We start from the raw sequence: 21,861 nt of genomic DNA on the forward strand, positions 1-21,861 counted from the left end.
AACTTGTGTTTGAATTGTGTCTGGGATCAAGCTTCTGCCTGCAGTTGCAGCCGTTTCCACATACCCTGCACCAGGGTCTCATCCTGCTCCGACAGCTCCCCCTGCAGGATCGCCTCGTTGAGACTGCGCAGCACATAGCTCTTCACATCCCGCACCAGGGTCTTGCCTTCCAGCTCGGCCCGGGCCACCGCCAGCGAAATATGGCCTCGCAGATAGCCCCCGGCAAACAGCTCGTCATCGGTCGCCGTGGCCACCATGCTGTCTATCAGTTCCAACAACTTGTGCTCAAAATCATGAATCGTCATTTAACGCAGCCTCATTCGCCGGGGTGGCCGGCAAGATAACGTTGGGGTGGAGCCCAGGTCCGGTTGACCGGGCGCCACGGGGTCAGCCGCATCCTTGCAGTGCTATTGCGGGTTGGCCACCGGATAGATGACCTGATCCCGATATCCTGTGATGATGCGCCGATAACCACACAGCGCCCGATCCAGCGCCTCGTCACCGGTATCCACCAGCAGGGGGCGTCCGTCGAGCAGGGCCAGCTTGCGTTTGCTGGCCACTATCTGGATGTTGTCCAGACCGACCGCCCGGATCACCTCCGGGCTGAGCTGCTGATTACCGCGGCCAAACAGGTGTCCCTGACCGCCGATCAGGGTCACGATCAGCTGGCAGCGACGGCCCTGGATCCGGGTCAGGATCTCGCGGGCGCCCAGATCCTGCCCGATCAGCCGGCCATTTTCCACCAGATCCACACCGAGCAAGCTATTTTCCAGGCCAAGGTGCGCCATGCAGGCGGCAACCGTGCCCCCCGAGCCCATCAGGTAGAGGGTATCGGGTACCATCTGCTCCACTATCTCGGCGGCGATCTCCTCGAGCACCAGCTCCTCGCTCTCCCGGCCCCCCTGCTTGACCGCCTGCACGTAGCGCAGATCCCCCGGCACCTTGAGCTGGCCATAGTGGCGGGCACGCACCCTCCCCTCGCGAAAGGCCGCCTCGTCGATGTCCATCACTTCCCCCTCCATGAGGCTGAGCAGCTCCCCCTCTATCATGCGGGCAGCCACCCGGCCGCTGGCCTGGGGGGTCACGCCGTAGACACCGGAGTGGATCTTGCAACCGGCGGGGATGCCGAGCACATGGAGCCGCTCCCCCACCTCGGCGCAGATGTCCCGCGCCGTGCCATCCCCACCGGCGAACAGCAGCAGATCCACACCGGTCTCCAGCATACGCCGCGCCGCCGCCCGGGTATCCTCCGGGGTGGTCTGGGGGGCCGCTGGCCGATAGATGATGGTGTGGCTCAGGCCAAGCTCGGTCACCAGGCGCTCCCCCATCTCGCCGGCCACGGTCACCACCTCGAACGGGCGCGACAGTGCCAGCAGGGGTTGCAGTGCCAGGCGGGCCCGTTCATTGGCCCTCGGCACGGCCCCCCGGGCCAGGGCCTCGGCCAGCATGCCGTCGCTCCCCTTGAGGGCAACCTGACCCCCTATGCCGGCGACCGGGTTGATGATCACTCCTAGCCGAAACATGGCTCTTCTCCCTGCATCCTGTCCGATAGTGGCCGCTATTCTAACCAGCGCCCGCCCGGGCACAAGGGGCAAAAGCGCAGGCTCCTCCTGCTCGTCAACGACAAGAGGGGCGCCCCTGGGCACCCCTCTCTTGCATCACACACCGGCGCCCGGGCGCCACGGCCCCCGGTTACTGGCTGGGGACGACGATGGAGACTCGCCGGTTCTGGGCACGCCCCTCCCGGGTCTTGTTGTCGGCGATGGGCTCGACCTCTCCCCGCCCCTGGATGATCAGATCCCCGGGCTTCATGCCGGCGGCCACCATGACGTCCGCCACTGACTGGGCCCGGGTGAGGGAGAGCCGCTGGTTATAATCCGCCGGACCATTGGTATCGGTATGGCCCTCGATCCGCACCCGGTTCAGCCCCACCAGCTGCAGGCTGTCGGCCAGCTTCTCGACCGTGCCCCTGGTCTGGTCGCTGAGCCGGCCCACGTCATTGGCAAACAGGACACGATTGGAGAGATCCAGGGTCCAGCCCTCCTCAGTCAATCGAAACCCCTGCTCCTTGAGCATGGCGATCTGCTCGGCGCTCAGCCCTGTCTGGGCCGCGCAGCCACCAAGCAGCGCCAGCAGGACCCCGGCCAGGGCGGTGCGAATAACCATCTTCATTGCTTCTTTTCCTTTGTGGGTGTGTGAACCTTCTGTTGTCGGGCACGCCGTGCCTTGTCCTGACGCTTGGCCAGGTACATGGCGTGATCCGCATGTTGCAGCAGGGCCTCGGCCGTCTGGCCATCGGCAGGAAAATAGGCCGCCCCTATGCTGAGGGTGCAATCGAGGCGGTGACCATCGCTCAGGGCGACGGGTTCGACCATGGCCTGGCGGATCCGCATCATGATGTCGCTGACCTCCTGATCCGCCGAGATGGCGCTGAGCAGCACCACGAACTCGTCGCCCCCCAGGCGCGCCACCAGATCCTGGGGCCTGAGCTGGTGCTGCACCCGGCGGGCAATGGCCACCAGCACCTCATCCCCTGCGCCATGACCCAGGGTATCGTTGATCGGTTTGAAGTTGTCGCAATCGAGGTAGAGCAAGGCGAAGCGCTCGTCATGGCGCAGCCCCGCCAGCACCGCCTGCTGCAAACGGGCCTCGAACAGTGCCCGATTGGGCAACTCGGTCAGCTTGTCGTGGGTCGCCTGGTGCAGCAGGCTGGCGTTCTCCCGCTGCTGATGGGCCTGCCAGGCCTCCAGCTCGTCGAGCAGGGAGTTGAAGTCCTGACCCAGGGTATCGAGCTCGGTGATGCTCGCCGCCGGCACCCGCAGGGCGAGGGAGCGCTCCCGGCTCACCCCGTGCGCCACCCGCGCCAGGGAGCGCAAGGGGCTGGTGATGGAGCGCTGCATCAGGCGGGCGATGTAGAGGGCGCCCAAGGTACTGAGCAGCATGCAGATGAGCATGGCCGCCAGCACCTGGACCAGAAAGCTGAGCAGATACTGGCCATGGCCCACCAGCTTGATGGTGGCTATCTCGCGGCCGTTGTGGGCCATGGGCAAGATGATGGGACCGGGCAGCACCAGTTCCGCCAGCTGCCGCTCCAGGGCAAACCAGGGCTGGGAGGCGTGTCGGGTCCAGGTCGCCAGCACCTCTCCCGAGCTGAGCACTATGCTCACCTCGGCGACATCTTCCCGGGAGGCGATGTTCTGCAGCGCTTCGCGCGCCGCCTCGCCATCTTCGAACACCACGGCGGCTTCCGTGGTGTAACTGATGGCGCGGGCCACCAGGTCCAGGTTGTGATCCGTGTAGAAACGCAGGGAGAGCAGGGCCACGCAGGTGAGCAGGCCGCCAACCAGGCAGACCCCGGTCAGGGAAACCATCAGATGGGTACGGTCCAGGCTCTGACGCAGGGAGAGCCGCTGCTTGCCGAGCCGAAAGAAGGCGATCATGGCAGGCCCCCGGACCGGCCCAGCTTGAGCACGGCAGGATGAACCTTGACCCCGCTCAGGGCCAGAGCATCCAGATTGACGTTGAAGCGCACCCGATCGTCACTCACCCGCAGGCAGAAGACGCTGTTGGCAGCGTTGGCACCGCCCTGCTCGCTGACGCTGAGGATGGCGTACTCCCGCAGACGGGCGAACAGGGTCAGGCGCTCCTCCTCGGTCAGGGTGCCCAGGTAGAGCACATCGCACTGGGCCGGGATCAGGGGATCCCCGGCGCTGTAACGGCGCACGCTCACCACACGGCCATTGGCCTGGTGGCTGATCTGAAACAGGCCGTCGGCATATTCGGTGGGGCCCACCACACACATGCGCAAGACCGCAGGCTCCACCGGCCAGCGGGTATAGCTGAGGATGTCGAGCACCGTCTGGCGCACATGGTCAACCCGCAGCTCGGCCTGGTTGGCGATGCGATGGGAGGGCTGGGTGTCGGCCAGTGCCAGCGAACTCGCCAGCAGACAGAGGCCCCCCAGCAGCTGGAGCAGATAGGATAGATGCATAAAGTTGTTCATGTTAATAGCCGAACAGATCCTAACACGGCCCCGCAAGAGAGAGTTAGCCTGACGAAACCGCAGCCGGTCACCTTCTGTCAAATTTTCACCGCTTCCGCCGGCAAAAATGGTGGCCTCGCGGCTCCCGAGACTCTCCCGACCCAGGCCGGAGCAGACAAGACAAGGGGCCATGACGGCCCCTCTTCCTGTTTCCTGTCCACCCGGCGACGCGGCGCTATTTCTTGCCGATGCCATACTCCCGCAGCTTGTTGGCAATGGCGGTATGGGAGACCCCGAGCCGCTTGGCCAGCTGGCGGGTCGAGGGGAAGGCCGGGTAGAGGCGTGCCAGCAAGCGGCTCTCGAAGCGCTTGACCGCCTCGTCCAAGTCTCCCTCGAACCACTCGTCAATGAGCGGCATGGCCTCCTGGGCCACCGGCAGATCGATCTGCTCCGGGCCAATCTCGTCCCCTTCCAGCAGGGTCATGGCGCGGTAGAGGCAGTTGCGCAGCTGGCGCACGTTGCCGGGCCAGCGGTAGGCGGTGAGATACTCGGCCATGTTGCGGGTGAAACGCGGCTTGGGGCGCTGCAACTCGCTGGCGAAGCGGGCCACGAACTGCTGGGCCAGGGCCATGATGTCGGCCTTGCGCTCGCGCAGGGGCGGCAACCCCAGGCTCAGCACGTTGAGGCGATAGTAGAGATCTTCGCGAAACCTGCCTTCCGCCACAAGATCTAGCAGCTGCTTCTGGGTGGTGCAGATGAAACGCACATTGACCTTCACCTCCTGCTCGTCGCCGACCCGGCGAAACACCCCGTCTTGCAGCACCCGCAGGAACTTGGTCTGCAGATGGGGGGACATGTCGCCAATCTCGTCGAGCATCAGGGTGCCGCCACTGGCGAGCTCCAGCACGCCACGCTTGCCCTCGGTGTTGTTGCCAAAGGCGCCGGGGGCATAGCCGAACAGCTCGCTCTCGGCCACGTTATCGGGCATGGCGGCGCAGTTGAGGGCCATGAAGGGGTGGCTGGATCTCAGGCTGGCGCCGTGGCAGGCGCGGGCCAGCAGCTCCTTGCCGGTGCCGGTCTCGCCGACGATGAGCAAGGGGGCATCCTGCATCGCCAGCTTGCTGGCCTGGGCCAGCACCTGCTTCATCTTGGGGCTCTCGGCCTGAAGATGCTCGAAGCCCCCCACCTCGATGGCATGGAGGGCACTGAAATGCAGGCCGACCCGGCGGGCGGATTTCAGCACCACCACGGCGCCGGCCAGAGCCTGTCTGCCCTTCTCCTCGGCCACGAACAGCGGCATCAGATCCGCCAGGTACTCCTCTCCCCCCAGGCTCAGCTTGCAGGTCTGGGGCTTGATGTCCGCCGATTCCAGCCAGCGGGTGAAGGCAAACCCCTTGAGCAGGGAGCCCAGCGGCTGTCCCTTGACCTCCGCCAGCGGCAGATTGAGGGTGGTCAGGGCCGACTGGTTCACCTGGGTGATGCGGCCACGGCTGTCGAGGGAGAACACCAGATCCGGCAACGCCTTGAGCAGGGCGCGGATCTCGTGATGCTCCCGCTCCGAGGGCAGATAGGGGATGGTCTTGACGTCGTGCACCCCGGGGATGCGACGGATCTCCGGCATCAGATGCTGAAAGTCGCGAAACTCCAGCTCGGGGAAGTTGAGGTAGATGATGCCTGTGGTATCGATTTCGATGCCGCGCAGATCGATGTTGTGCTCCACCAGACGATCGAGCAATTCCCGGGTCAACCCCAGGCGGTCTTCACAGCTGACTTCAAGACGCATTCGAGACACACTTCCTGGCTAACTTCATGATGGGCGTGATAATAACGTCTCGCCCCCGCCAGCGCGAGACTTGCCCGGCAAAAATGCGGGCCCGCCCCGATTTGCTCCGGGCGGGCCCGCCGTCATGACGCCGCGGCACCGGGGCACGGCCCCGGCGACCTGGCCCTAGTCAAGCAGCGCGTCGGTGCGTGCCGCCATGATGAAGTCGTTGCGATGCAGGCCATGGATCTTGTGGGTCCACCAGCTCACCGTCACCTTGCCCCATTCGGTCAGTATGCCGGGGTGGTGAAATTCCGCCTCGGCCAGCTCGCCGACCCGGTTGGTGAAGGCCAGCGCCTCCTTGAAGTTGCCGAAGGTGAACTCCCGGCGCAGTTGCAGCGCCCCTTGCTCGCTCACCGGCTGCCAGTCGGGCAGGGCGCGCATCAACTCAGCCAGCTCCTCCTCGCTCACCCTGGGGGCATCGGCGCGGCATGCCTCGCAGTGCTGGTTTGCCAATTGGGACATCTTTCTCTCCTGTTTGCTATGACGAATACGACGTGACGGGGCGGCCCTAGCCGGCGGCCCTGCTCGGTTTGGGGGGATAGGCGGGGGCGAACAGCCCCAGCGCCCTCGCCTGCACCAGATTGGCCAGTATCTCCTCCCGGGTCAGCTGGTAGAGGCTGTCCAGGCTCGGCAGCACATAATAGATCGGCTGCATGATGTCGATGCGATAGGGGGTGCGCAGCACGTCCAGCAGCCGGAAAGGTACGAGGCGCGGCGCGCCTGACAGGGCATAGCTGGTCTCGCCGATGGAGGAGAGGATGCCGCCCCCATAGATGCGCAGTCCCTCCGGGCTCTGGAGCAGACCGAACTCCACGGTGAACCAGTAGAGCCGCGCCAGGAAGACCCGCTCCTCCTTGCTGGCCGCCAGTCCCAGCTGGCCATAGGTGTGGGTGAAGTCGGCGAAGGCGGGGTTGGTCAGCATGGCGCAGTGGCCGAAGATCTCGTGGAAGATGTCCGGCTCTTGCAGGTAGTCCAGCTCCTCCCGGCGCCGGATGAAGGTGGCCACCGGAAACTGGCGATGGGCGAGCAGTTCGAAGAAGCGATCAAACGAGATGAGCGCAGGCACCGCCACCACGGACCAGCCGGTGCAGGGGGTGAGCACGGCATTGATCTCGCCGAGCTGGGGAATGCGATCCCGGGGCAAGTCGAGCAGGCTCAGTCCGTCCTGGTACTCGGCACAGGCGCGCCCGGCGAGACAGGGCAGCTGGCGCTCGATCAGGGTCTGCCAGGTGGCATGCTCCTCCTGACTGTAATCGATAAACCCCCGGCCATCTGGCTGGTGGGCGCGGTAGTGAGTTCCCATGCTGGCATCCTGCTGCATCTGTGGCCATGGTGCCTCTCCCCCCCTACCTTCCTTGGCGCCGACTGGGTTATAGCGAGGGGGCGAAAGCGACACCTCATGGGATCACTGTAACGATTTGCCTCCTGAAAAAGCAGCCGACCCCAGGTCGACTGACCGCACCTGAATGTAAAGAAAATGTGACAGGGCGGTCTGTCAGGGGGCGGAGCGCTCGCCGTTGAGGTAACCCGCCAGCTTGCGCACCAGCCCCTTGCGCATCTCGGAGAGCCTGGGCTTCTCGTGCGCGCACCAGGGCAGCGGGCGGCAGGCCTCCATGGTGCGCAGGCCGAGCCTTGCCGTCAGCAGACCCGCCCCCACCCCCTGCGCCGCCCGGGCGGAGAGCTTGGCGGTGAGCTCGGCCCCCAGCAGATCCATGCCCACCTCGGTCACCAGCTCGGTGGCGCCGGCATAGAGCATGTTGCGAAATACCTGACGGATGAGGCGAATGCGGCTCCAGTAGCCCAGTTCGATGGCGTAGACATCGGCGATGTCCTCGATCATCCGCAGGTTGCGCCACAGCATCAGCATCATGTCGACGGTGGCGAGCGGGCTCAGGGCCACCAGCACGGCGGCTTCCCCCGACCACTTGGCGACCCGCGCCTGGGCCAGCTTGTCGCGCTCGGTCAGCACCAGCTGGCTGTAGAGGGTCAGCACCTCCCGATCGCTGTGGCTCTCGTCCTGCTGGGCCAGCCAGGTCTGATAGCCCTCCCGCCCCTTGTCGCCACTCTTTGCGGCCAGGGCCTCGCAGAAGGCCAGCCCCTGCCCCACCCCCTGGTGGGCCAGCAGATCCTCGGCCCTGGAGCGCACATCCTGGCGCCGCTTGAGCCTGCGCAGCCGCAGCCACTCGCGCCCCGCCACGGTGGCGGTGCCCGCCAGCACCAGGCCGGAGGCCAGCAGCCAGGCCCCGCCCCAGAAGGGGGAACTCAGAAAGCTGTCGTAGAGAAAGCGGCCAAACTGACCCAGGGACAACAGGCCGACCGCCCCCAGCCCCCAGGCCAGCAAGCGGTGACGACGGCGGGGCCGCACCGTCAGCGCGGGTGCCACTTCGGTCAGGGGATCCAGGGTTTCCAGGGCCTCGAAACTCTCCTCTTCCAGCAGGCGAGCCCGGGCCAGGGGCGCAGGTTCGGGGGAGGAGAGGCTCTCCTCCAGCACGACCCGGCCCTGCAATCCGGGCTTGTGGCTAGGTTCACTCATGATGATTCTCCTCGTGCCGCCTGGGACTCAGGGGCATGGATCCGGGGCGCCTTGCCCTGTCTATTCCAGCTTGTCGCCAAGCAGAAACTCCAGGGCGGCATCCAGTCGAATGTGGGGCATGGCCTGATGGGGGCTCATCGCCAGGGGGCGAAATGCCTGAAAGTCGAACTGCTGTCCCTGCCACCAGCCTGCGGACGGGATCTGGGCCGGCACCTCGCCCGGGAAGAGCAGCAGCGGCTCACCGGCCAGGCTGGTGCCCTTGATGGCGGGAAACTCGCGCCCGCCCGCCATGCCCCTGCCCGCCTCGGTCGCCTTGATGGACGCCAGGGCCAGACACTCGGTCGTGATCCCTTCGAAGCGGGCCTGGCCGCGCCCCTGCTGCACCAGGTGCTGCAACAGGGAGACCAGGGGGCCATGCTGCTCGGGGGTAACATGATCGGCCTTGCTCGCCACGAACAGCAGCTTGTCGATGCGCGGGGCGAACAGGCGCCGCCACCAGTTACTCTTGCCGTAAGCGAAGCTCTCCATGATGCGGGCGATGGACTGCTGCATGTCGGCGAAGCTCTCGGCCCCGGCGTTGAGGGGCGCCAGGCAATCCACCAGCACGATCTGGCGATCGAAGCCGGCAAAATGCTGCTCATAAAACCCCTGCACCAGATGCTGCTTGTACTGCTCGAAGCGGCGGCCCAGGGTGGCATAGAGGCTATCCTCGGCCGGGGTGCCCACGGGGGGATCCCAGACCCAGGGCACGAACTGGAGCATGGGCGCCCCCTGGTATTCGCCGGGCAGCACGAAGCGCCCCGGCTGAATGAGGTGCAGGCCAAGTTCGTCCTTGCAGGCATGAAGATAGGCGGTATAGCGCTCGGCCAGACGCGCCACCTCCCCCTCGTCGAAGGGGCGATCCGGGCGCCAGGGCTCCCCCTGCTCGGTCAGCTGCCAGGGGGCTGCCAGCGCCGCCAGGGCGGGACGCGTGAGCTGCTCGCGCACCTGCTGGCTCCACTGGTGATAGTTCAGCGCCAGCAGGGGCAGGTCCAGCAGCCATTCGCCGGGGTAATCCACCAGATCCAGGTAGAGGGTCGACACCTCGCCCAGGTGGCGACGCAGGGGATGGCGGGTGCGATAACGCAGCTCGAGACGCACCTCGGCCACGCCGCGGGTTGCCTCTGGCCAGGCCGGCGGCTCGGCGAACAGGGCGCCCAGGCCCCGTTCATAGGCAAAGGTGGGGATCTGGGGATTTTGCTGGGGAACCCGGCGGGCCCCCAGCAGCCGCCCCTGGCGGGCGGCATCCCACAGGGGCAGGCGGCCATCGATGGCGGCCCGCTCCAGCTGATGGACCAGGGCCGTGATGAAGGCGGTCTTGCCGCTGCGCGACAGCCCGGTCACCGCGAGTCGCAGGTGGCGGTCGCGTACCCGGTTGACCGCATCCTCGGCCTTGTGCTGCAAGGCCGAGAGCTTTCTCTCCAGTGTGCGTATCAAAGTTTGTTGAATTCTCGCTGCAGGGTGAACTCCTTGGAGGTCACCAGTTTCTCGATCTGCTGGACCCTGGGTTCGAGGGCGGCCAGCTCGCGACTCACCTTCTCTATGGCCTGGAGCGGCGTCATCCCCGCCTCCCAGCTATGGGATTTCATCCGGCTCTCCATGGGCGCCGGCTCCTGGGTCAGCAGCACAGGTTTCTTGTCGAGCAGGAACCAGGCCGCGATGTAGGCGGTGAAGGTGATGAAACCGGCGAAGATGAGGCCGCTGATGGCAAGCAGCCGCACTATCCAGATCTCGACCCCGAAATAGTCGGCAAGGCCGGCACAGATCCCGGCGATCCGCCCCTTCTGGGGGTCACGATAGAGGTTGCGGCGCTGTTCCTGTCCGAACGAATGGCTCATACCCGATTCCTCCAGCCGGGCACTTCGGCATCCAGAATGGACTCCAGTGCACCGACCCGCTCCTGCATCTTGTCTGCCGTTTGCAGCAGACCCTGCAACTGTTCGCGCTCGTTATCGGCAAGGCCGACCCCGATCCGCCCCTTGGCCCGGTAGTGCAGCACCAGCCAGATGGGCGCCACCACCACCATGAAGACGATGATGGGCGTCACGAATACCCCTAGAATGTCTTCCATCCATTACTCTCCCTGCTTGCCGTCACTGCCCTGGCCCATCTTCTGGCGCAGGGCTTCCAGTTCACGGCTGATCTGATCGTCCACTTCCAGCTCGGCAAACTGACTGGCCAGGGTCTTGTCGGACTGGCCCAGATCGGCCCGCGCCTCCATCTCGTCGATGCGGCGCTCCATGCGCTCGAACTTGTCGACCACTCCCTGGCTGCCGCCCCGGGCGACCTGGCTCTGCACGTTCAACCGGCTGCTGGCCGCCTCGCCACGGATCGCCATGGCTTTCTGACGGGCGCGGGCATCTTCGAGCTTGGCCTCGAGCTGGCGGATCTCCTCCCCCAGTTTCTCGATGCCGGCATCCACGGCCTCGCGCTCGCGATCCAGGTTGTCGCCAAGCTCTGCCTGCTTTTTCTTCTCGATGAGGGCGGCGCGAGCCAAATCTTCACGCCCCTTGGAGAGGGCCAGTTCGGCCTTGCCCTGCCACTCGTCGACCCGCTCCTGATGGCGGGCGACCTGGCGACCTATCTCTTTCTGCTCGGCCAGGAAGCGGGCCAGGTTGGAGCGCTCCTTGACCAGTTCGTCTTCCATCTCCTGGATGATGAGGCGCACCATCTTCTGGGGATCTTCCGCCTTGTCCAGCAGTGCCGTCAGGTTGGAGTTGATGATGTCGGCCAACCGGGAAAAAATGCTCATGATGAGACTCCTGTGATTGCATGAGTGAGTTACCAAGGGAATACAGCAACCATCATGCCAATCTTTTGAATCAAGTTAACTATATGATTTATATCGGCATACTATGTTACACCGACTCGAATGCAAACGGATAGGTGATAAAAATAGCCAACTCTTGGTAAGATTGACCAGCTTTTATCAATCACAGGGATCATCATGACCACGGCCACGGAAAGCCTGCTCGGCGTGTCGAACGCCTTCCTCGAGATCATCGAACAGACCTCGCGCCTGGCGCCCCTGCGCAAGCCCGTGCTCATCATAGGGGAGCGGGGCACCGGCAAGGAGCTGATCGCGCACCGCCTACATTATCTCTCGGCGCGTTGGGATCAAAGTTTTGTCACCATCAACTGCGCCACCTTGAGCGAGAGCCTGCTGGAAACCGAGCTGTTCGGCCACGAGGCGGGCTCCTTCACCGGCGCCGCCAAGCGCCATCAGGGCCGTTTCGAGCGTGCCGATGGCGGCACCCTCTTCCTCGACGAGCTGGCCACCACCAGCGCCCGGGTGCAGGAGAAGCTGCTGCGGGTCATCGAATATGGCGAGTTCGAACGAGTGGGCGGCGCCAAGGCGCTCAAGGTGGACGTACGGCTGGTGTGCGCCACCAACGAGGATCTGCCCGCCCTGGCCGAGCGCGGCGATTTTCGCCATGACCTGCTCGATCGGCTGGCCTTCGACGTCATCACCCTGCCCCCCCTGCGCGAGCGGCAGGATGACATACTGCTGCTGGCGGAACATTTTGCCCACGGCATGACCCGGGAGCTCGGCTACGAGCTGTTTGCCGGTTTCTCCCGGGAAGTGAAGGCCCTGCTGCACGACTACCCCTGGCCCGGCAACGTGCGCGAGCTCAAGAACGTGATCGAGCGCAGCATCTATCGTCAGGGCAACCCCAGGCTGGCCCTGGCCGAGCTGGTGCTCAACCCCTTCGACTCCCCCTGGCGTCCCGGGCGCGATCGCAAGCCCGCCGCCCCCCAGGCAAGCCCGGGATGGGAGACGGGTGAAGCGGAGACAAAAGAGCCCCATGATGCCGGGCTGCCGACCCTGCCTTGCGATCTGAAAACCCAGGTGGCGCGGGTCGAGATGGATTTACTCAAGCAAGCGATGCGACAATCCCAGTATAATCAGCGCAAAGCCGCCCAACTGCTGACCCTGAGTTACCACCAGTTTCGCGGCATGCTGCGCAAATACCAGCTGCTGGACGGGGACAATGACCCCGCCTGAGAGGCCGATGATCCCGGGTCATCCGCTTCACTAACCTGCTAACGACATGGTTTCATAATGAGAATGCTCACACCACTGCTGCTCGCCAGTCTCGTGCTGCTCGGCGGGTGCCAGAAACAGACGGAGGCCTCCAGGACGGGGCTCATCTACTGTAGCGAAGGGGCCCCCCAGACCTTCAACCCCCAGCTGGCCAATTCCGGGGCAACCCTGGATGCCAGCGCCCGCCCCCTCTACGATCGGCTGCTGGAGTCGGATCCCGCGACCCTGACCCTGCGCGGTGGCCTGGCGCTCGACTGGGCCGTGAGCGAGGATGGGCTCACCTATACCCTGAACCTGCGCCAGGATGTCTTGTTCCATCACACCGCCTGGTTCTCCCCCAGCCGCCCCTTCAATGCCGACGATGTGGTCTTCACCTGGCAGCGACTGCTCGACAACCTGCATCCCTATCACCACGTCTCCGGCGGCCAGTATCCCTATTTTTCCAGCCTCGGGCTGGATCAGCTGCTGCGCCAGGTTCGCGCCAATGGCCCCCATCAGGTGGTATTCGAGCTCAACCGCCCCGATGCCTCCTTCCTCGCCACCCTGGCGAGCGACTATGCCGTGGTGCTCTCCGCCGAATATGGCCAGGCCATGCTGGCCGCCGGGACCCCGGCCCTGCTCGACAGTCGTCCCATCGGCACGGGACCGTTTCGCTTCAAGGCCTATCGCCACAACGAATTCATCCGCTTCGAGCGCCATCCCGGCTACTGGCGGGGCCCGGCTCCCCTCGAGCAGCTGGTCTACGACATCACCCCCAAATCCTCCAAGCGCCTCGCCAAGCTGCTCACCGGCGAGTGCGACGTGATGAGCTACCCCTCCGCCAGCCAGCTGTCGGTGATCCAGCAGCATGATGATCTCACCCTGGCGGTGCAGCCCGGCATGAACGTGGCCTTCCTGGCCCTCAACACCCGCAAGCCCCCCTTCAACAAGGTGCAGGTGCGCCAGGCCATCGCCAGTGCCATCAATGTGCCCAACCTGTTGCAGGCGGTCTATTTCGGCACGGGCCAGGGCGCCAACAGCTTGCTGCCGCCGCGCTCCTGGGGATACGATCCCAGCTCCCCTGTCCGCAAGCAGGATCTGGCCCGCGCCCGCACCCTGCTGGAGGAGGCAGGCCTGCCGCAAGGCTTCGACATGCAGGTGCTGGTGGGGCCGGGCTCGCGCCCCTACAACCCGGATGCCTTGAAGACGGCCCAGCTTATCCGCAACGATCTGGCGGAGGTAGGCATACGGCTGCGCATCGTGCAGCAGGAGGATCCCGTGATCGAGCAACGCCTGCGCCGGGGAAACTACGACAGCCTGCTGTCGGGCTGGATGGCCGACAACGCCGACCCGGACAACTTCTTTCGCCAGCTGCTCAGCTGCAACGCCGTGGCCCAGGGCAACAACGACAGCCGCTGGTGCAACCCCGCCTTCGATCAGCTGCTCGATGACGCGGTAGGCAGCGGCCAGCTCTCGTTTCGGCTGCGCAACTACTATTACGCCCAGCGCATGCTCAACGAGCAGTTGCCGCTCATCCCCCTGGCCCACGCCCTGCGTATCCAGGCCAGCCGCAAGGATGTGCTGGGGCTGGAGTTGATGCCCTTTGGCGGCACCTCGTTCAACCAGGTGCACAGGAAATGACCATGGCCCTCTCTTGCCGCGCGCCGGGCTCCCCGCCCCGGTTCGCATGCTCCATCATCATCCACAGGCGGAGGGTCTAGCATGCTGCTCTACATAGTGCGCCGCATCAATCTGCTGCTCATCACCCTGCTGGCGCTGACCCTGGTCGCCTACCTGCTCGACTATCGCCTGCTCGGTCAGCAGCCCGGTTTCTGGGGGGGCTACCCCGACTTCCTGCGCCACATCTTCGCCGGGGATCTGGGGGTCTCCAGCGTCTCTGGGCGCCCCGTGCTCGACGAGATCTACCACTACTTCCCGGCCACCCTGAGCCTGTGCGTCGCCGCGTTCGCCATTTCCCTGCTGGTGGGCATTCCCCTCGGCACCCTGGCCGCCCTCTATCAGGGGCGCGGGCTGGATCTCTCCATCATGACCGCCGGCCTCATCGGTTATGCGGTGCCCGTGTTCTGGCTGGCCCTGCTGATGGTGATGTTCTTCTCCCTGGATCTGGGCTGGCTGCCCGCCTCCGGTCAGCTCAGCCTGCTCTATGACGTGCCGTCTATTACCGGGGTGGCCCTGGTCGATGTGCTGCTGAGCCAGGCGCCCTGGCGCGAGGCGGCGCTGCACGACGCCCTGCGCCACATGATACTGCCCTCCCTGGTGCTGGCCGTGGTGCCCACCACAGAGGTGATCCGCCACGTGCGCAGCTCCCTCATCGACGTGATGAAGCAGAACTACATCAAGGCCGCCGCCAGCCGCGGCCTCTCCCGCCGTCAGATCGTCTGGCGCCACGGCCTGAAAAACGCCCTGCCCCCCGTGCTGCCCCTGCTCGGACTGCAGCTGGGCAGCGTGCTCACCTCCGCCATGATCACCGAGGTGGTGTTCGACTGGCACGGGATCGGCCGCTGGCTCATCAACAGCATCGCCCTGCAGGATTATGCCGCCATCCGGGGAGCCACCCTGGTGGTCGCCGGTTTCGTCATCTTCATCAGCGTCAGCACAGATCTGCTGACCACGCTCATCTACCCGGCGCGGCGCAAGGAACTCTATGCAAAACAAGACTGAACGCGATCATGGCATGAGCTGGAGCGCCCTATCCCATGCAAGATAAAGCCAACCTCTACCCCGAGCTCAGGATCCTCTCGCCCCTGGCGCAGACCTGGGTCTCCTATCGGCGCAACCCCCTGGCCATGGCCGGGCTCTGGTGTTTCGCCGCCCTGCTGCTGCTCACCCTGATAGGGCCCCTGCTGGTGCCCTACGGCATGGATGAGCAACACAGCGAGCACCTGCTGCTGGCCCCCTCCTGGGCCAGCAGCGGCAACATCGACTATTTCCTCGGCACCGACGATCTGGGGCGCGACATACTGTCACGGCTGGTGATTGGCGCCCGACTCACCTTCGGTTATGCCCTGGGGGTGGTGGTGATCGCCATGGTGGTCGGCACCCTGATCGGCATGCTGGCCGGCATGAGCAAGGGGCTCAAATCGAGCGTGCTCCATCATCTGCTCGATACCCTGCTCTCCATTCCCTCCCTGCTGCTGGCCATCATCATGGTGGCCATCCTGGGGCCCGGCCTCGGCAACACCCTGATCGCCATCACGCTCGCCTTGATACCGCCTTTCATCCGTGCCACCTACAACGCGGTGCACACCGAGATGCAGAAGGAGTACATCATCGCCAGCCGCCTCGACGGCTCGCCCCCCTGGCGCATCATGCGTCTGGCGGTGCTGCCCAACATAGTCGAGACCCTGGTGGCCCAGACCACCCGTACCCTCTCCGCCGCCATTCTGGACATTTCGGCAGTGGGCTTTCTCGGGCTGGGCGCCCAGTCACCCCAGCCGGAATGGGGGGCCATGCTGGCCGATTCCAGCGATCTCATCTATCTCGCCCCCTGGACAGTGACCCTGCCCGGCATGGCCATCCTGTTCAGCGTGCTCATCACCAACCTGGTGGGGGAAGGGATCCGCGAAGCGCTCAAAGAGGGGAATGACTGATGATGTCCCTGCTCGATACCCACCCGCTCGCCCCGGCATGGAACCCGTGCCTGGCGGCGAGCCGCCATGAGGAGCACCACTGATGCCCCTGCTCGATATTCGCAACCTCACCATCGAGATAGACACCCCCCAGGGCAAGGTGAGGGCGGTGGACAAGGTGAGCCTCACCCTGAGCGAGGGGGAGATCCGCGGCCTGGTGGGGGAATCGGGTTCTGGCAAGAGCCTGGTGGCCAAGGTGATCGTCGGCATCCAGAAGGACAACTGGGTGGTGCGCGCCGATCGGATGCGGTTCAATGACATGGATCTGCTGACCATGGAGCCGAGGGAGCGGCGGCGCATCATGGGCCGCGAGATCGCCATGATCTTCCAGGATCCCACCAGCTGCCTCGACCCGTCCGAAGTGATCGGCACCCAGCTGGAGGAAGCCATCCCCACCAGCGCCTTCAAGGGCAAGTTCTGGCAGCGCTTCCAGTGGCGCAAGAAGCAGGCCATCGCCCTGCTGCACCGGGTCGGCGTCAAGGATCACCGCAAGGTGATGCGCGCCTACCCCCACGAGCTGTCCGACGGCATGTGCCAGAAGGTGATGATCGCCATGGCGATTGCCAACCAGCCACGCCTGCTGGTGGCGGACGAGCCCACCAGTGCCATGGAGTCCACCACCCAGTCCCAGATCCTGCGGCTGCTGGACAAGATGAACAAGCTGGGCAACACCACCATCCTCATCATCAGCAATGACATCGCCGCCATCGCCAACCTGACGGACAACATCAACGTCATGTATTGCGGTCAGATGGTGGAGGTGGGGACCCGGGAGCAGATCCTCACCTCTCCCCACCACCCCTATACCCATGCCCTGCTGCAATCGATCCCCGATTTTGACAAGCTGGTGCACCACAAGTCGCGGCTCGAGACCCTGCCTGGGGTCATTCCCCCCTTGCAGCACCTGCCCATCGGTTGCCGGCTGGGCCCGCGCTGCCCCCATGCCCAGAAGCTGTGCGTGCAGACCCCCTTGATGAGCAAGGTCAAGGGCCATCAGTTCAGCTGTCACTTCCCCCTCAACATGGAAGAGCCGAAGAAATGACGGGCCATCATGATCTGACTACCCCCGGGTTGCCCCCCTTTACTCCAGGGTGGGGAACCTGTCCCCGCCCTTATTGCCGACTTCGGAGTCATCGCCGTGCTGACTGAGCCCACTCATCCCCCCTCACTGCTCCAGGTCAGGTCGCTGAGCAAGACCTACCAGAACCGGACCGGTCTGTTTCGCTCCCGCGCCGTGCAGGCCGTCAAGCCGCTGTCGTTCGATCTCGAGGTCGGCCAGACCCTGGCCATCGTCGGCGAGGCAGGCTCGGGCAAGAGCACCCTAGCGCGGATCCTGGCGGGCATGATTGAACCCTCCAGTGGCGAGATCCACATCGAGGGCCAGCTGATGCGCCACGGGGATTACCAGACGCGCTGCAAGCTGCTGCGCATGATCTTCCAGGACCCCAACTCCTCCCTCAACCGCAAGATACGGGTGGGCCAGATCCTGGAGACACCGCTGCGGCTGAACACCGAGATGAGCGAGGAGGAGCGCCAGGAGAAGGTGATGCAGACCCTGCGCATGGTGGGCATGCTGGCGGATCACGCCTTCTTCTATCCGCAGATGTTGTCGGCGGGGCAGCAGCAGCGGGTCGCCCTGGCCCGGGCGCTGATCCTCAATCCCAAAATCGTGGTGGCCGATGAGGCCCTCTCGACCCTGGACATCTCGGTGCGCTCCCAGATCATCAACCTGCTGCTGGAGATGCAGGAGACCATGGGCCTGAGCTATGTGCTGGTGGCCAACGATCTCGGGGTGGTGAGCCACATCAGCGACGAGGTGCTGGTGATGCACGACGGCCAGGTGGTGGAGCGGGGCAAGACCCTCAAGGTCTTTGCCGATCCCCAGCACGAGGTGACCAAGAAGCTTATCCAGAACTACAACAACGAATATCGCCGCTGACCCCTGCCGCCCACCGCGGGCGGCGAACCCTTCCAAGTTTTTCCCCAAAAAAATCCCGGCACAGTGGCCGGGAATTGCGCTCAAAACTGCATGTGTCGCTCGTCGTAAGGAACCTTTGCAAGCATAGAGGGGCCTAGCAGGCAGCACCACTGTCAAGTCTGACAGGCAGGCCGCTGTGAAAGCGGAACTGCGAGTCGGGAGAGCGGATGAGATCCGCCTCCAGGGCGCCGAAGAAGGCGATGCGCTCATCTATGTTCTCCCCCGCGTATTGCTCGGCCAGGGCCAGATAATCCTGATAGTGACGGGCCTCGGAGCGCAGCAGCGAGGTATAGAAGCGGCCAAGCTCCTCGTCCAGGTGAGGGGCCAGCTTGGCGAAACGCTCGCAGGAGCGCGCCTCGATGAAGGCCCCTATGATGAGCTTGTCGACCACGGCGGCAGGCTCGTGGTGGCGCACATGCTGCATCAGGCCCCGTGCGTAGCGGGAAGCGGTGACAGGGCCATAATGAATGCCCCGCGCCGCCATCAGCTCGAGCACCTGCTCGAAATGGTGCAGCTCCTCCTGGATGAGACGCACCATCTTCACCAGCAAGTCGTTGCGCTCGAGCTCCTCGAACACTGTCCGCTCCTCCTCCCCCATGGTGCGCTTGCCCAGGATCTGCGCCTTCTCCGGCAAGGCATCGAGCTCGCGATAGAAATCAAGCTTGGGCAGCAGGTGGCGCTTGCCCTTGGGCAGGCAGTAACGGCGCACCAGGCTGTGGGCCGTCAGGGCGGCCTTGTTCTCGCAGTTGGCATGGTCGATGAGCAGGGTCGGCAGATGAGCGGGATCCCGTGCCACGGCAATCCACTCATCCGGGGTTTCACAGTGCAGAAATTGGCGAACTGGCGCGAGCAGGGCGTCCATCAAATGGCCTCGAAACGGGATGGGGGCGCCATGTTACCGGATCTTGGCGGCGAACTCGAGTCCGGCCCCCGCCTTGACGATTAACCGATCATTAACAATAACTAATGGCAAGGCAAACCAGCCGGGGTTCGCCATATTTAGGGGTAAATACCATGATCCTGAACCACATATGGGGGCTCTACGCCCACCCGAAAGATGAGTGGCACGACATAGACGACCACCAGGAAACCGTTAGTCACAGCCTCACCCATGTCGCCCTGATGGCGCTGATCCCCGCCCTCTGCTGCTACTTCTCGGCCGTGCATCTGGGCTGGCAGGTGGGGAACGGCGAGCCCATCATGCTGACCATGCGCAGCGGCATCTGGATGGCGAGCGCCATGTATCTGGCCCTCATCGTCGCCGTCGTCCTGCTGGCGGTGCTGGCCCTGTGGATGGCCCGCACCTTCGGCGCCGACCCCAACATGTCCCAGACCCTGGAGCTGGCGGCCTACACCGCCACCCCCCTGTTCATGACCGGCTTCGCCGCCCTCTATCCCGTGATGTGGTTCATCATGCTGGTGGGGCTGCTCGGCCTCGCCTGGTCCATCTATCTGCTCTACACCGGCATCCCCATACTGATGCACATCCCGGAGGAGCAAGGCTTCATCTACGCCAGTTCCATGGTGACCTGCGGTCTGGTGCTGCTGGTCTGCCTGATGGCAGGCACGGTACTGGTCTGGGACTGGGGGCTGGGGCCCGTCTTCACCAGCTAGTGTGACGGGACAGCCATAAAAAAACGGAGGCCATCGGCCTCCGTTCTCATTCATGCGCCGGGCGCAACCGGTAAAACGTTTAACTGCCTTCGTTAAAAATTTCCAGGTTGTTGGTCTCTTCATTCCACTCACGCACCGCCTTGCTGTCGTCGTTGCGCAGGGAATTGAGGTGATCCAGGTAGACCTGATCCACATCGGCGGTCACATAGTTGCCATTGAAGACCGAGGTCTCGAAGTGGCGCAGTTCGGGGTTGAGCTCGCGCACCGCCTCTTCCAGATCTTCCAGATCCTGGAAAATCAGGCCATCGGCGCCGATGAGCTTGCACACCTCTTCCACTTCACGGCCGTGAGCGATCAGCTCGTTGGCGGTGGGCATGTCGATGCCGTAGACGTTGGGGAAGCGGATCTCGGGGGCGGCGGAGGCGAAGTAGACCTTGGCGGCGCCGGCTTCCCGTGCCATCTGGATGATCTGCTCCGAGGTGGTGCCACGGACGATGGAGTCATCCACCAGCAACACCTTCTTGCCCTTGAATTCCGAGCTGATGGCGTTGAGCTTGCGGCGGACCGACTTCTTGCGCTGGGTCTGGCCCGGCATGATGAAGGTGCGACCTATGTAGCGGTTCTTCACGAAGCCCTGACGGTACGGCAACCCCAGGGTATGGGCGATTTCCAGCGCCACGTCGCAGGAGGTTTCCGGAATGGGGATGACCACATCCACGTCCAGATCGTCCCATTCCCGGGCAATCTTCTTGCCCAGCTTGCGACCCATGTTGAGGCGGGCGGCATAGACGGAGACCTTGTCGATGCAAGAGTCCGGGCGGGCGAAGTAGACATACTCGAAGATGCAGGGGTTGATCTGGGGGGCATCGCTGCACTGCTCGGAGAAGAGCTGGCCCTGCTCCGTGATGTAGATGGCCTCACCCGGGGCGACGTCGCGCACCGTCTCGAACCCGATGGCATCAAGGGCCACGCTCTCGGAGGCGAGCATGTACTCCAGCTGGCCCTGCTCGTCGACCCGGCGACCCAGGATCAGCGGGCGAATGCCGTTGGGGTCACGAAAACCGATGAGACCGTGGCCAATCACCAGGGAGACCACGGCGTAGGCACCACGGACCTGCTGATGGGTCTTGCGCACCGCGGCGAAGATGTCTTCCGGCCCCAGCGCCATCTTGTCGCACAGGTCCAGCTCGTGGGCCAGCACGTTCAGCAGCACTTCGGAGTCCGAGGTGGTGTTGATGTGGCGGCGGGCCACCTTGAACTGCTGCTCTTTCAGATCCTTGGCGTTGGTGAGGTTGCCGTTGTGGGCCAGCACCATGCCGTAGGGGGAGTTGACGTAAAAAGGCTGGGCTTCCGCGGCACTGGAGCTGCCTGCGGTGGGATATCTGACATGACCTATGCCGATATGCCCTTTCAGTCGCTGCATGTGACGCACTTCAAACACGTCCTTCACCAGGCCGTTGGCCTTGCGTTGCCGGAAGTTCCCACTGTCAATGGTCACGATCCCGGCGGCGTCCTGGCCCCTGTGCTGCAACACCGTCAAGGCGTCGTAGAGGGCCTGATTGACGGGGGTGGTGCCAACTATACCGACAATACCACACATGTCCTTGCTACCTCGAAGTCACTGTACCTGTTTAAGAAAACTCGATGAGTTCTGCATGAAATCAAAGAACCACTGGATGACCAACCCGAATTCGGGGATCAACCGGGACCCGGTCCACCAGTCCGCCTGGGGCAGGCTGGTGAAGGTATCCATAAAAAACAGCAGGGCGCTGACGATGAGCGCCCCGCGCAGGGCGCCGAAACAGACGCCGAGCACCCGATCCGTGCCGGAGAGCCCCGTCTTGCTGACCAGCTCCCCCACCACATAGTTGACGATGGCCCCCAGGATCAGGGTCGCCACGAACAAGGCGGCGATGGCCAGGCCATTGCGCAGCAGTTGATCCGTGATGGAGGTGAAGAAGACGGCGAGATCGGAGTAGAAGTTGCTGGCGATGAAGAAGGCAACAAACCAGGTGACGAGGGACATGGCTTCCTTGACGAAACCACGCACCAGGCTTATCAGTGCGGAGAGGGCCACTATGCCCAGAATTGCATAATCAATCCAAACCATGAGTCGTTCGTGTGTCCTGCAAAATTGCGGCGAAGTCTAACAAAAACGATTGCGAATTGCTTGGGAAACTTCTCGCCTCCCCCGCCAAAAGACGAAGGGGCGCCCA

Annotated in this window: 23 protein-coding genes; 7 read left to right on the top strand and 16 right to left on the bottom strand. The window is 64.2% G+C overall.

From position 1 onward, the window contains the following. Positions 1–26 precede the first annotated feature (26 nt). The 13 genes from ACEUCR_RS02565 to pspA form a co-directional block, all read right to left on the bottom strand. Positions 27–305 carry a YfcL family protein gene (locus tag ACEUCR_RS02565; RefSeq protein ID WP_041994133.1) on the bottom strand — a complete coding sequence of 93 codons (279 nt, stop codon included), beginning with the start codon at positions 303–305 and terminating at the stop codon, positions 27–29. A gap of 102 nt (positions 306–407) precedes the next feature. Then, the gene (locus ACEUCR_RS02570) at positions 408–1,523 is read right to left on the bottom strand and encodes an ATP-NAD kinase family protein (protein WP_408787866.1); all 1,116 of its coding nucleotides are present in this window, start codon (positions 1,521–1,523) and stop codon (positions 408–410) included. A gap of 169 nt (positions 1,524–1,692) precedes the next feature. Next, a complete protein-coding gene (locus ACEUCR_RS02575; RefSeq protein WP_111874644.1) occupies positions 1,693–2,172 on the bottom strand; it encodes an OmpA family protein in 480 nt (159 codons plus the stop codon). Next, positions 2,169–3,440, bottom strand: a complete 1,272-nt coding sequence (locus tag ACEUCR_RS02580; protein WP_408787869.1) for a diguanylate cyclase domain-containing protein — start codon at positions 3,438–3,440, stop codon at positions 2,169–2,171. Before ACEUCR_RS02580 ends, ACEUCR_RS02575 begins: the two co-directional genes overlap by 4 nt. Beyond that, positions 3,437–3,991: a YfiR family protein gene (locus ACEUCR_RS02585; RefSeq protein WP_392442595.1), complete on the bottom strand. Its 555-nt coding sequence runs from the start codon at positions 3,989–3,991 to the stop codon at positions 3,437–3,439. Before ACEUCR_RS02585 ends, ACEUCR_RS02580 begins: the two co-directional genes overlap by 4 nt. Positions 3,992–4,217: 226 nt before the next feature. Then, the gene (gene tyrR, locus ACEUCR_RS02590; RefSeq protein ID WP_041994145.1) at positions 4,218–5,765 is read right to left on the bottom strand and encodes a transcriptional regulator TyrR; all 1,548 of its coding nucleotides are present in this window, start codon (positions 5,763–5,765) and stop codon (positions 4,218–4,220) included. Between the two features lie 165 nt (positions 5,766–5,930). Continuing rightward, the gene (locus ACEUCR_RS02595; RefSeq protein ID WP_041994149.1) at positions 5,931–6,269 is read right to left on the bottom strand and encodes a 4a-hydroxytetrahydrobiopterin dehydratase; all 339 of its coding nucleotides are present in this window, start codon (positions 6,267–6,269) and stop codon (positions 5,931–5,933) included. A gap of 46 nt (positions 6,270–6,315) precedes the next feature. After that, positions 6,316–7,110: a phenylalanine 4-monooxygenase gene (gene phhA / locus ACEUCR_RS02600; protein WP_111874659.1), complete on the bottom strand. Its 795-nt coding sequence runs from the start codon at positions 7,108–7,110 to the stop codon at positions 6,316–6,318. Between the two features lie 192 nt (positions 7,111–7,302). Continuing rightward, a complete protein-coding gene (locus ACEUCR_RS02605) occupies positions 7,303–8,340 on the bottom strand; it encodes a YcjF family protein (protein WP_408787873.1) in 1,038 nt (345 codons plus the stop codon). Between the two features lie 60 nt (positions 8,341–8,400). Beyond that, positions 8,401–9,816: a YcjX family GTP-binding protein gene (locus ACEUCR_RS02610; RefSeq protein WP_111874647.1), complete on the bottom strand. Its 1,416-nt coding sequence runs from the start codon at positions 9,814–9,816 to the stop codon at positions 8,401–8,403. Further along, on the bottom strand, positions 9,813–10,217 hold the full coding sequence (gene pspC, locus ACEUCR_RS02615; protein WP_408787876.1) for an envelope stress response membrane protein PspC: 405 nt from the start codon (positions 10,215–10,217) through the stop codon (positions 9,813–9,815). The genes ACEUCR_RS02610 and pspC overlap by 4 nt, the downstream gene beginning before the upstream one ends. Next, positions 10,214–10,450: an envelope stress response membrane protein PspB gene (gene pspB, locus ACEUCR_RS02620; protein ID WP_041994160.1), complete on the bottom strand. Its 237-nt coding sequence runs from the start codon at positions 10,448–10,450 to the stop codon at positions 10,214–10,216. The genes pspC and pspB overlap by 4 nt, the downstream gene beginning before the upstream one ends. Before the next feature lie 3 nt (positions 10,451–10,453). Then, entirely contained in the window at positions 10,454–11,131 is a 678-nt protein-coding gene (pspA, locus tag ACEUCR_RS02625) for a phage shock protein PspA (protein ID WP_041994163.1), read from the bottom strand. A gap of 195 nt (positions 11,132–11,326) precedes the next feature. On the opposite strand from pspA, the gene pspF reads away from it, so the two are divergent. From pspF to ACEUCR_RS02655, 6 genes are all read left to right on the top strand, one after another. Continuing rightward, positions 11,327–12,385 (top strand): phage shock protein operon transcriptional activator, encoded by a 1,059-nt coding sequence (pspF, locus tag ACEUCR_RS02630; RefSeq protein WP_111874648.1) that lies wholly within the window; start codon positions 11,327–11,329, stop codon positions 12,383–12,385. A 63-nt stretch (positions 12,386–12,448) separates the two neighbouring features. Next, entirely contained in the window at positions 12,449–14,044 is a 1,596-nt protein-coding gene (sapA, locus tag ACEUCR_RS02635; RefSeq protein WP_162625835.1) for an ABC transporter substrate-binding protein SapA, read from the top strand. Positions 14,045–14,125: 81 nt separating this feature from the next. Beyond that, a complete protein-coding gene (locus tag ACEUCR_RS02640; protein ID WP_041994172.1) occupies positions 14,126–15,085 on the top strand; it encodes an ABC transporter permease in 960 nt (319 codons plus the stop codon). Positions 15,086–15,120: 35 nt separating this feature from the next. Further along, positions 15,121–16,014, top strand: coding sequence for an ABC transporter permease subunit (locus ACEUCR_RS02645; RefSeq protein WP_041994175.1), 894 nt, complete (start codon positions 15,121–15,123; stop codon positions 16,012–16,014). 82 nt (positions 16,015–16,096) lie between these two features. After that, positions 16,097–17,095, top strand: coding sequence for a peptide ABC transporter ATP-binding protein (locus ACEUCR_RS02650; protein WP_041994178.1), 999 nt, complete (start codon positions 16,097–16,099; stop codon positions 17,093–17,095). Between the two features lie 96 nt (positions 17,096–17,191). Beyond that, on the top strand, positions 17,192–17,992 hold the full coding sequence (locus tag ACEUCR_RS02655; protein WP_162625831.1) for a peptide ABC transporter ATP-binding protein: 801 nt from the start codon (positions 17,192–17,194) through the stop codon (positions 17,990–17,992). A gap of 133 nt (positions 17,993–18,125) precedes the next feature. Here the strand turns inward: ACEUCR_RS02655 and miaE are convergent, their stop codons facing one another. Continuing rightward, complete coding sequence (gene miaE / locus ACEUCR_RS02660; RefSeq protein ID WP_041994181.1) at positions 18,126–18,893, bottom strand: tRNA isopentenyl-2-thiomethyl-A-37 hydroxylase MiaE; 768 nt, start codon at positions 18,891–18,893, stop codon at positions 18,126–18,128. A 152-nt stretch (positions 18,894–19,045) separates the two neighbouring features. Between miaE and ACEUCR_RS02665 the strand changes: the two genes are divergently transcribed. Continuing rightward, positions 19,046–19,645 (top strand): Yip1 family protein, encoded by a 600-nt coding sequence (locus ACEUCR_RS02665; protein ID WP_041994182.1) that lies wholly within the window; start codon positions 19,046–19,048, stop codon positions 19,643–19,645. A 79-nt stretch (positions 19,646–19,724) separates the two neighbouring features. On the opposite strand, the gene purF is transcribed toward ACEUCR_RS02665, so the two are convergent. Next, on the bottom strand, positions 19,725–21,245 hold the full coding sequence (purF, locus tag ACEUCR_RS02670; protein ID WP_041994185.1) for an amidophosphoribosyltransferase: 1,521 nt from the start codon (positions 21,243–21,245) through the stop codon (positions 19,725–19,727). A gap of 18 nt (positions 21,246–21,263) precedes the next feature. Beyond that, positions 21,264–21,755 carry a CvpA family protein gene (locus ACEUCR_RS02675; protein WP_041994188.1) on the bottom strand — a complete coding sequence of 164 codons (492 nt, stop codon included), beginning with the start codon at positions 21,753–21,755 and terminating at the stop codon, positions 21,264–21,266. Positions 21,756–21,861: the final 106 nt, after the last annotated feature.

The organism is Aeromonas bivalvium, assembly GCF_046078285.1.
Taxonomy (GTDB): domain Bacteria; phylum Pseudomonadota; class Gammaproteobacteria; order Enterobacterales; family Aeromonadaceae; genus Aeromonas; species Aeromonas bivalvium.